The 9,324-nt window shown below is 67.0% G+C and carries 9 protein-coding genes; 5 read left to right on the plus strand and 4 right to left on the minus strand.

The features are described from left to right. From ACCC94_RS24605 to arnB, 3 genes are all read right to left on the minus strand, one after another. Nucleotides 1-540 (minus strand): formyltransferase family protein (locus tag ACCC94_RS24605; RefSeq protein WP_413352235.1); only part of this gene is annotated, 540 nt, incomplete at its 3' end. Beyond that, the gene (arnC, locus tag ACCC94_RS24610; protein ID WP_413352236.1) at nucleotides 537-1,541 is read right to left on the minus strand and encodes an undecaprenyl-phosphate 4-deoxy-4-formamido-L-arabinose transferase; all 1,005 of its coding nucleotides are present in this window, start codon (nucleotides 1,539-1,541) and stop codon (nucleotides 537-539) included. The genes arnC and ACCC94_RS24605, both read right to left, overlap by 4 nt. 7 nt (nucleotides 1,542-1,548) lie before the next feature. Continuing rightward, on the minus strand, nucleotides 1,549-2,688 hold the full coding sequence (gene arnB, locus ACCC94_RS24615) for a UDP-4-amino-4-deoxy-L-arabinose aminotransferase (RefSeq protein ID WP_413352237.1): 1,140 nt from the start codon (nucleotides 2,686-2,688) through the stop codon (nucleotides 1,549-1,551). A 280-nt stretch (nucleotides 2,689-2,968) separates the two neighbouring features. Here arnB and ACCC94_RS24620 point away from each other — a divergent pair, with 280 nt between their 5' ends. The 4 genes from ACCC94_RS24620 to ACCC94_RS24635 all read left to right on the plus strand — a co-directional run bounded on the left by ACCC94_RS24620 (nucleotide 2,969) and on the right by ACCC94_RS24635 (nucleotide 7,421). After that, a complete protein-coding gene (locus ACCC94_RS24620) occupies nucleotides 2,969-5,020 on the plus strand; it encodes an aminotransferase class I/II-fold pyridoxal phosphate-dependent enzyme (protein WP_413352238.1) in 2,052 nt (683 codons plus the stop codon). A gap of 69 nt (nucleotides 5,021-5,089) precedes the next feature. Beyond that, nucleotides 5,090-5,875, plus strand: a complete 786-nt coding sequence (locus tag ACCC94_RS24625) for a transporter substrate-binding domain-containing protein (protein WP_413352239.1) — start codon at nucleotides 5,090-5,092, stop codon at nucleotides 5,873-5,875. 72 nt (nucleotides 5,876-5,947) lie between these two features. After that, on the plus strand, nucleotides 5,948-6,658 hold the full coding sequence (locus ACCC94_RS24630) for an ABC transporter permease (RefSeq protein ID WP_413352240.1): 711 nt from the start codon (nucleotides 5,948-5,950) through the stop codon (nucleotides 6,656-6,658). Between the two features lie 13 nt (nucleotides 6,659-6,671). After that, the gene (locus ACCC94_RS24635) at nucleotides 6,672-7,421 is read left to right on the plus strand and encodes an ABC transporter permease (protein ID WP_413352242.1); all 750 of its coding nucleotides are present in this window, start codon (nucleotides 6,672-6,674) and stop codon (nucleotides 7,419-7,421) included. A gap of 25 nt (nucleotides 7,422-7,446) precedes the next feature. Here ACCC94_RS24635 and ACCC94_RS24640 read toward each other — a convergent pair whose 3' ends face one another. Then, complete coding sequence (locus ACCC94_RS24640; RefSeq protein ID WP_413352243.1) at nucleotides 7,447-8,070, minus strand: TetR/AcrR family transcriptional regulator; 624 nt, start codon at nucleotides 8,068-8,070, stop codon at nucleotides 7,447-7,449. A gap of 119 nt (nucleotides 8,071-8,189) precedes the next feature. On the opposite strand from ACCC94_RS24640, the gene ACCC94_RS24645 reads away from it, so the two are divergent. Continuing rightward, nucleotides 8,190-9,203, plus strand: coding sequence for a succinylglutamate desuccinylase/aspartoacylase family protein (locus ACCC94_RS24645; RefSeq protein WP_413352244.1), 1,014 nt, complete (start codon nucleotides 8,190-8,192; stop codon nucleotides 9,201-9,203). Nucleotides 9,204-9,324 lie beyond the last annotated feature (121 nt).

Below are 9,324 nucleotides of genomic sequence, written 5' to 3' on the forward strand. Positions count from 1 at the left end.
CGGCAGGGCGGAGGCGAGCAGCTCGCGGGTGGCTTCGCGCAGCTTGCCGTGCAGGACCAGCGCGGTGTCGTCCGGGGCGATGGCGACGCTCTGCTGGGCGACGATACCGCCGGCGTCGGCGCGCTTGACCATGCGGTGCAGGGTCACGCCGGTCTCGGTCTCGCCGTTGACCAGTACCCAGTTGGCCGGTGCGCGGCCGCGGTAGCGCGGCAGCAGCGAGCCATGCAGGTTGTAGGCGCCCTTGGCGGCGCAGGCCAGCAGCTCTTCGCTGAGCAGGTGGCGGTAGTAGAAGGAGAAGATGTACTGCGGCTGCAGCTCGCGGATGCGCGCGACCCACAGCGGGTGGTTGACGTCTTCCGGGGCGTGCACCGGGATGCCCAGGCGCGCGCAGAGCTGCGCCACCGAGCCGTAGAAGCGGTTTTCCTTGGGATCGTCGGCGTGGGTGAAGACGGCGTCGATCTGGTAACCGGCGGCGAGCAGTGCCTCGATGCCGGCGCAGCCGAAGTCGTGATAGGCGAAGACGATGGTCTGCTGGGTCATGGCTGGATGGACTCGAAGGAAGGGGAGGAAGTGGTGATCTGGGCGTGCGCCGTCTCGGTGCGGACGATGCGCTCGATGAAGAAGCGGGGGCGGGCGCGCACGTCGTTGTACATGCGCCCCAGGTACTCGCCGAGCAGCCCCATGCCGACCAGCTGCACGCCGGTGAACATGAACAGCACGGCGAACAGCACGAACACGCCATGGCCGGCCCAGGCGGCGCCGAACAGCAGGCGCAGCACCAGCAGCATCAGCGCGAAGGCGAAGCCGGCGACCGCCATGCCGCCGCCAACGAAGGACAGCAGGCGCAGCGGCGAGGTGGTCATGCAGGTGACCAGGTCGAACATCAGGTTGATCAGGCGCAGGAAGTCGTACTTCGACTCGCCGTGCTCGCGCTCGGCGTGGGCGACCAGGATCTCGCTGGTGTGGCGGGCGAAGCTGTTGGCCAGGATCGGGATGAAGGTGCTGCGCTCGCGGCAGGCCAGCATCGCCTTGACGATGCTCGAGCGATAGGCGCGCAGCATGCAGCCGTAGTCGTTCATCGCCACGCCGGTGGAACGCTGCACGGCGAGGTTGATCAGCTTCGACGGCCAGCGGCGCAGGGCGGAATCCTGGCGTTGCTGGCGCACGCTGCCGACCACGTCGTAGCCCTTGGCGGCTTCGGCGACCAGCCGCGGGATTTCTTCCGGCGGGTTCTGCAGGTCGGCGTCGAGGGTGATCACCAGGTCGCCCTGGCACTGCTCGAAGCCGGCCATGATCGCCGCGTGCTGGCCGTAGTTGCGGTTGAGGATGACCGCCACCACGTGGCTGCCCGGCGCCTGCGCGGCTTCCTGCAGCAGGTCGGCGGAGCTGTCGCGGCTGCCGTCGTCGATCAGCACGATCTCGTAGTCGCGGCCCAACTGTTCGCAGGCGGCGGTGGTGCGGCGCAGCAGCTCGGGCAGGCTGGCCTCTTCGTTGTACACCGGGATGACGATGGACACACGGTGGATCGGATAGGGTTTCACGGTGGCGTTACCGAAGCAGGGTTTCGATGGCGTCGACCACACGGTCCTGGTCGGCCTGGGTCATGTCGGGGAACAGCGGGATGGAGACGATCCGCGAGGAGTTCCACTCGGTGTTGGGCAGTTGCACGTGCGGGTAGCGCTGGCGGTAGTAGCTGTGCAGGTGGCTGCCGATGAAGTGGATGCCGCTGCCGATGCCGCGCTGCTGCAGGCCCTGCATGAAGGCTTCGCGGTCGATGCCGCAGCGTTCTTCGTCGATGCGCAGGACGTACAGGTGCCAGGCGTGGTGCTGCGGGTAGTCCGGCACTTTCAGCGGCTGCACGGGCAGGTGTGCCAGGCGCTCGGCGTAGCCGGCGGCCAGTTCGGCGCGGCGGGCGTTGATCGCTTCGAGCTTGGGCAGCTGGACCAGGGCGATGGCGGCGTTGATGTCGGTGAGGTTGTACTTGAAGCCGGGCTCCACCACCTGCGCCTGCGGCTTGCGGCCATGGGTCAGGCGGTCGTAGGCGTCGACGCCCAGGCCATGGAACTTCAGGGTGCGCACGCGGTTGGCCAGGACTTCGTCATCGCTGACGAACATGGCGCCTTCGGCGCAGGTGAGGTTCTTGATGGCGTGGAAGGAGAAGATCGCGGTGCCGCGCTGGCCCACCGGGCGGCCGCGGTAGAAGGTGCCGGCGGCATGGGCGGCGTCCTCGATCACGGGGATGCCGTGGCGCAGCGCGAGCTCGTCGATCGGGTCCATGTCGCAGGCTGCGCCGGCGTAGTGCACCGGGATGATGGCGCGGGTGCGCGGGGTGATCGCGGCCTCGATGCGCGCGGCGTCGGTCATCAGGGTGTCGCGGTCGACATCGACGAACACCGGCGTGGCGCCCAGCAGGCTGATCATGTTGACGGTGGACACCCAGGTCTGCGACGGGGTGATCACCTCGTCGCCCGGGCCGATGCCCAGGGCCAGCAGCGCCAGGTGCATGCCGCCGGTGGCGGAGGACAGCGCCACGGCGTGGCGGCAGCCGATCGACTGGGCGAAGCGTTGTTCCAGTTCGGCGTTCTTCGGCCCGGTGGTGATCCAGCCCGAGCGCAGGACTTCATTGACTGCCTGGATCTCCTCCTCGCCGATGCTCGGGCGGGAGAAGGGGAGGAAGGGCATTTCCATGTGGTGTTCCAAAGGCCGTCACGGCTCTGTCAGGGGGTGAGAGAACGCTACGGGGGAGATCGTTAAGAAGCCGTTAAGTGGATGTCGTGATTCCGTTCGTCGGTCGAACTTGCGACACGCAGCATCCGAAGAACGGACGAGAGGTGCAGGAACGGTCTGAAAACGACATGGAGGGTGTCGGAAAACGCTGTTGAACACTCGTTCATCCTTGGCTATGGTGGCCCAACGCTCCTGCAGAACCCTTCTGCAGGACATTCCGTCATTCGGATGAGGCCCTTGCATGCGTTATTCGTCGCTTGTGGACAGGATGGTCGGACCCGGCGTTGCCGCCTGGGACATTCACTACGCCGCCATCGCCGCCCAGCGAGCCGGCCGCGACGTGATTGTGCTCAGCGTCGGCGACCCCGATTTCGCTACTCCGGACTTCATCACCGATGCCGCCGTTTCCGCCTTGCGCGACGGCGACACCCATTACAGTGATGTAGCTGGCAAACCCTCACTGCGCCAGGCGATTGCCGAATTGCACCAACGGCGTTTCGGCCAGAAGGTCGGTGCTGGAAATGTCATAGTCGTCGCCGGTGCGCAGAACGGCTTGTTCGCCGCCGCGATGTGCCTGCTGGAGAGGGGTGACGAGGTCATCACCTTCGACCCGGTGTACGTCACCTACGAAGCCACGCTGAAAGCCACCGGCGCCGTGCTGGTCGGGGTTCCGACCCGCCCGGAGAACGGCTTCCGCCCGCTGGCCGCCGATATCGCCGCCGCTATTACCCCGCGCACCCAGGCGATCTTCCTCGCCAACCCGAGCAACCCCACCGGCGTCGTGCTCAGCCATGACGAGTTGCTGGCGATCGCCGAGCTGGCCGCGGCCCACGACCTCTGGGTGGTGGTGGACGAGGTTTACGAAGGGTTGACCTTCGAGCGTGAACACCTGAGTTTTGCCGCGCTGCCAGGTATGGCAGAGCGCACCCTGAGCATCGGCAGCCTGTCGAAGTCGCATGCCATGACCGGCTGGCGCGCCGGCTGGATAGTCGCCAACGAAACGCTGGTCGGACACCTGGAAAACCTTGCGCTGAACATGTTCTACGGCCTGCCGGGGTTCGTGCAGGAAGCCGCGCTGGCGGCGGTGGAGCGTCACGACGAGGTGGTGGCGACGATGCGCGAGATCTACCGCCGTCGCCGCGACCTGGTGGTGGCCGCGCTGAGCGATTGCCCGCGGTTGAAGGTGCTGTCGCCCGAGGCCGGCATGTTCGTCATGGTCGACGTGCGCGAGACCGGCCTCAGTTCGCTGGACTTCTCCTGGCAACTGTTCCATGCCACCGGTGTCTCGGTGCTCGACGCGGCGGCCTTCGGCCCGCAGGCGCAGGGCTTCGTGCGGCTGTCGTTCGGCCTGAGCGACGAGAGCATGGCGGAGGCTTGTGCGCGGATCATCCGGTTTGTCGAATCCCTCCCCGTCAAAGCAGCACCTGTAGGAGCGAGCTTGCTCGCGAACGCTCTTGATGTTTCCGGTGTGGAGGCAGGTTCGCGAGCAAGCTCGCTCCTACAAGAGCCGACGCAACCTGCGAGCAAACCGGTCATCGAAGTGCGCGATATCCACAAGCGTTTCGGCGATTTCGAAGTGCTCAAGGGCGTGTCGCTGTCGGCCTGCGAGGGCGAGGTGATTTCGCTGATCGGCGCCAGCGGCTCGGGCAAGAGCACCCTGCTGCGCTGCATCAACATGCTGGAGATTCCCAACCAGGGCTCGGTCACGGTCAACGGCGAGACCATCGCGCTGGCGCAGAACCGCCACGGCGAGCCAATGGTGGCCGACCAGAAGCAGCTCACCCGCATCCGCTCGCAGCTGGGCATGGTGTTCCAGAGCTTCAACCTGTGGCCGCACCGCACCGTGCTGGAAAACCTGATCGAGGCGCCGACCTTCGTCCTCCACGAGAGCAAGGCCGAGGCCCGCGAGCGCGCCGAGGCGCTGCTGGAACGCGTCGGCCTGGCCGAGAAGCGCCACGAATATCCGGCGTTCCTCTCCGGCGGCCAGCAGCAGCGCGTGGCCATCGCCCGCGCGCTGGCCGTGCGGCCGAAAGTGATGCTGTTCGACGAGCCGACCTCGGCGCTCGACCCGGAGCTGGTGGGCGAGGTGCTGAAAGTGATCCGTTCGCTGGCCGAAGAGGGTCGGACCATGATCCTGGTCACCCACGAGATGGCTTTCGCCCGCGACGTTTCCAGTCACGTGGCGTTTCTCCACAAGGGCCTGATCGAGGAAGAGGGCACCGCCGAGGAGGTCTTCTCGCGGCCGCGCAGCGAGCGCTGCCGGCAGTTCGTCAACGCGCACCAGAATCGCTGACCGATGCCGCGCTGTCGGCGCATCGATGAGCGTGACCCAACACCAAATAAAACAATGCAGGGGATCACGATGAACAAGAAAGCTCTGTGCAATCTGATGGTGGGCGCGGCGATGCTGATGGCCGGCGTGGCGAGCGCCCAGGCCGAGACGATCCGCTTCGCCCTGGCCGCCGAACCCTATCCGCCGTTCTCGCAGAAGCAGCCCGATGGCAGCTGGGTCGGCTTCGAACCGGACCTCATCCGCAAGGTCTGCACCGAGATGAAGGCGACCTGCGAGATCGACGAGGTGGCCTGGGACGGCATCATCCCGGCACTGCTGGCGAAGAAGATCGACGTGATCTTCAACTCGCTGTCGATCACCGAGGAGCGCGAGAAGCAGATCGCCTTCAGCCGCCCCTACTACGACACCCCGGTGGCCGTCGCGGCGCCGCAGGCGGTGGATGTGCAGATCAGCCCCGAGGGCCTGAAGGGCAAGACCATCGGCGTGCAGATATCCACCGTCAGCTCCAACTACCTGAAGAAGTACTACGAGAAGATCGCCGACGTGCGCTACTACGACACCCAGGACTCGGTGAACGCCGACCTGGTGGCCGGGCGCATCGACCTGATGATGGCCGACGGCATCGCCGTGGCGTCCTTCGTCAAGTCGCCGGACGCCCAGGCGGCCGGCATCGTCAACAAGGGCGAGGTGAAGTACGACCCGATCTTCGGTCGTGGCGTCGGCGCCGGCCTGCGCAAGGACGACACCGCGCTGAAGGCGAAGATGGACGAGGCCATCGGCAAGCTGCTCGCCAGCGACGACTACAAGGCGCTGTCGGACAAGTACTTCGGCATGAGCGTCGCGCCCAAGCAGTAACGCAGGTCCGAGCCTGCCCCGTGCCCGCTGCGGGCACGGGATGACCCTGAGCCTCCCATCCTGGAGACGGCCATGCAAAGCATCTTCGACCTGATCGGCTTCGGTCCCACCGGCTGGGGCCCGGCCCTGCTCAAGGGGCTGCTGGTCACCCTGCAGATTTCCGTCGGCGCCTTCCTGGTCGGCCTGCTCATCGGCCTGGCTGCCGCCAGCGCCAAGATCAGCGGGCCACGTCCGCTGGCGATGCTCGCCCGCGGCTACACCACGCTGTGCCGGGCGGTGCCGGAACTGCTGCTGATCCTGCTGCTGTTCTACGTCGGCTCCATGGGCCTGAACCAGTTCTTCGAGTGGCTCGGCTACGGCCAGGTGAAGCTCAACGGCATGATGGTGGCCATCGTCGTGCTCGGCCTGGTGCAGGGCGCCTATGCCTCGGAGATCTTCCGCGGCGCCATCCAGTCGATTCCATTCGGCCAGATCGAAGCGGCCCGCGCCTACGGCATGCACGGCTTCGGCCTGTTCCGCCGGGTGACCCTGCCGATGATGGCGCCCAACGCGCTGGCCGGCATGGCCAACCTTTGGGTCAACCTGATCAAGGACAGCGCGCTGATCAGCGTGGTCGGCACCAACGAGCTGCTCTACACGGCCAAGCAGGCCGCCGGCTCGACCCGCCACTACCTGACCTTCTACCTCACCGCGGCGGCGCTGTACTACGTGCTCACCGTGCTTTCCAACCTGTTCGCGGGCTACCTGGAGCGGCGCTTCCGCCGCTGGATTCCGGCGGTATGAACGAGGCGCGGCGATGAACGAACACTGGCTATTCGTCTACGGTGCCCTGCTGCTCAAGGGCCTGGGCACCACCCTGGTGATACTGCTGATTTCCGCCTCGCTGGGCTTCGTGCTGGCGCTGGGCGTGGCGCTGGCGCGGATGTCGCGCAACTTCCTGGTCGCGCGCCTGGCGCTGGCCTACACCAGCGTGATTCGCGGCACGCCGCTGCTGGTGCAGATCTACATCTTCTACTACGGCCTGGGCAGCCTGTTCGCGCAGTTCCCGCTGATCCGCGGCAGCTTCCTCTGGCCGTACCTTCGCGATGGCTTCTGGTACATCGTCATCGCGCTGGTCCTCTCGGTCGGCGCCTATGTCGGCGAGGTGGTTCGCGGCGGCCTGAAGGCGGTGCCGCGCGGCGAGCTGGAGGCGGCTTCGGCGTTCGGCATGAACCGCACGCTGGTGCTCTACCGCGTGTGGCTGCCGCGGGCGATCCGCCTGCTGCTGCCGACCCTGGCGGGGGAGAGCGTGATGCTGCTCAAGTCCACCGCGCTGGCCTCCACCATCGCCGTGGTCGATCTGCTCGGCGCCGCCAACGTGGTGCGGGCGCAGACCTTCCAGGTCTACCAGCCGTTGCTGCTGGTGGCAGCGATCTACATCTGCCTGACCTTCATCATCGAGGCGCTGTTCGCCGTGCTGGAGCGCACCACTCCGGTTCGCCGCGAGGCGCAGAAAACGACGCAGCGTTCATGGCTGGCCAAGCGCCGTGCGAGGACGGCAGTCTGAGATTTCATGGCTCGCCTGCCATTACTCAGGCATAGGCGCCGCGGCGCAGTCCTTCCACCCAGCAGCGGCTGAGTTCCAGGCCATCGGCGGCGCTGAAGTTGGTCGGGTTCAGGCACCACTCCAGCCACAGGCCGTCGAGCATGGCGGAGAGTCCGATGGCAGCCAGGCGCGGGCGCGCCACGTTGAAGCCTTCGGCGCTGGCGAGTTCGCTGATGAGTTTTTCCAGGATCGCGAGGTAACTGTGGTAGCCGCGCTCGTGCGCCGCGTTCACCGGCGGCGAGTGGCGGATCAGGCTCCAGAACACTACCCAGGGGCTGAGCAGGTCGGGGTCCAGCACCTGGGGCGAGAACGAGCCGGTGAGGAAGGCTTCCATGCGCGCGGCGGGGTCGTTGCCGACCGCGTCGACCTGCTGGTAGAGCGCCTGGGTGACCTCGCTGGCGAGGGTTTCGTAGGCCTGGGCGACCAGCGCGTCGATGCTGCCGAAATGATGGTTCACCAGGCCCACGGCGACGCCGGCTTCCTTGGCGATGCGGCGCACCGAGATGCCCGCGTGGCCATCGGCGACCAGGCACTTGAGGCAGGCGCGCACGAGATGATCGCGACGTTCCTCGGGTGTGGCGCGCTGGGCTTTCTGGCGGGGGATATCCAAAGGGCGGGCGTCCTGTATTGCGTGGTGCCGCGAGCGGCGAACGGTTTCGATACTAGGAGGCGACGAGGAAGATTTCCACGGGCCTTTCGGACAGAGAGCAGACAGGGGAGAGAGGACAGATGATCGAGGACGTATCTTTCAGCGTGCCCGGCGATTCCGGTGCCGGGCTGCGCGTGCCCGCCTGGCGTATCGATGCGGGCAGGCCGGGGCCGAGAGTGCACCTGCAGGCCGGTGTGCACGCCGACGAAATCGCCGGAATGCTGGTGCTCCACGAACTGCTGCCGCGTCTTCGTGATGCCGCTGAACGTGGTGGGCTCAACGGCAGCGTGACGGTGGTGCCGCAGGCCAATCCCATCGGCATCGGGCAGTTCCGCCAGGGACGGATTCTCGGTCGGAACCACGACGCGACCTCGCGCAACTTCAATCGTGGCTTCATCGCCTCGGCGGCCGCGGGCGGCACCCTGGACAACCTGACGCTGTGGCAGAAACGCCTGGCCGAACTGGCCGCTCCGGCGGACATAGTGCTCGATCTGCACACCGACGACGAGGCGCTGCAATACCTGTACGTCCATGAGTGCTTCTGGCCTGCCGCGCAGGACCTCGCCGCGGCCCTGCGCGCAGAGCTGGCGATCATCTGGGAAGGTGATGGCGATGGTGCGTTCGAAGAGGTCGTGATCGCCCCTTGGCTGGCCGAACAACGCTTCGAGGGGCGCCTGGTGGCGACGGTCGAATTGCGTGGACAGGGCGATGTGAGCGATGCGCTGGCGCAGCAGGATGCCGATGGCCTCTACCGCTTCCTCGGGGCCCGTGGAGTGGTTAGCGACGCGGCGCCGTTGCCGGAGTGGAAGGGCGTCGCCACGCCGATGGGCTTCATGGAAACCGTGTTCGCCCCGGCGGCGGGCGTGCTGGTTTTCGAGCGGGAGCTGGGCGAGTGGGTCGAGGCAGGCGAGCGCTTCGCGCGCATCATCGCGCGTCCCGGTGACGCCAGCAGCGAACATATCCTGCGCGCTCCGCAGGGCGGGCTGCTCGCCACGCGCTATCGAGACCGCTTGATCCCGCAAGGCGCCATTGCCGCCAAGCTGACTGGCAGCACGACGTCCAGTACCTGGAGCTCCGGTGCGTTAGATCCTTGAGTGAGCGCTTTTCGTAGGAGCGGGGGGGGGGGGGGGGCCCGCCCCCCCCCCCCGGGCGCGGGGGGGCGGGGGCGCCGCGGGCGGGCGCAGGGGGGGGTGGTGGGAGGGGAGGGGCGAGGGG

It is taken from the genome of Pseudomonas sp. Pseusp97 (genome assembly GCF_047304025.1).
GTDB lineage: Bacteria > Pseudomonadota > Gammaproteobacteria > Pseudomonadales > Pseudomonadaceae > Pseudomonas.

Bases quoted from the DNA above. Each gene is read 5' to 3' on its own strand.
- ACCC94_RS24635 (WP_413352242.1), top strand. From the start codon at position 6,672: ATGAACGAACACTGGCTATTCGTCTACGGTGCCCTGCTGCTCAAGGGC.
- ACCC94_RS24645 (WP_413352244.1), top strand. From the start codon at position 8,190: ATGATCGAGGACGTATCTTTCAGCGTGCCCGGCGATTCCGGTGCCGGG.
- arnB (WP_413352237.1), bottom strand. From the start codon at position 2,688: ATGGAAATGCCCTTCCTCCCCTTCTCCCGCCCGAGCATCGGCGAGGAG.
- ACCC94_RS24620 (WP_413352238.1), top strand. From the start codon at position 2,969: ATGCGTTATTCGTCGCTTGTGGACAGGATGGTCGGACCCGGCGTTGCC.
- ACCC94_RS24625 (WP_413352239.1), top strand. From the start codon at position 5,090: ATGAACAAGAAAGCTCTGTGCAATCTGATGGTGGGCGCGGCGATGCTG.
- ACCC94_RS24630 (WP_413352240.1), top strand. From the start codon at position 5,948: ATGCAAAGCATCTTCGACCTGATCGGCTTCGGTCCCACCGGCTGGGGC.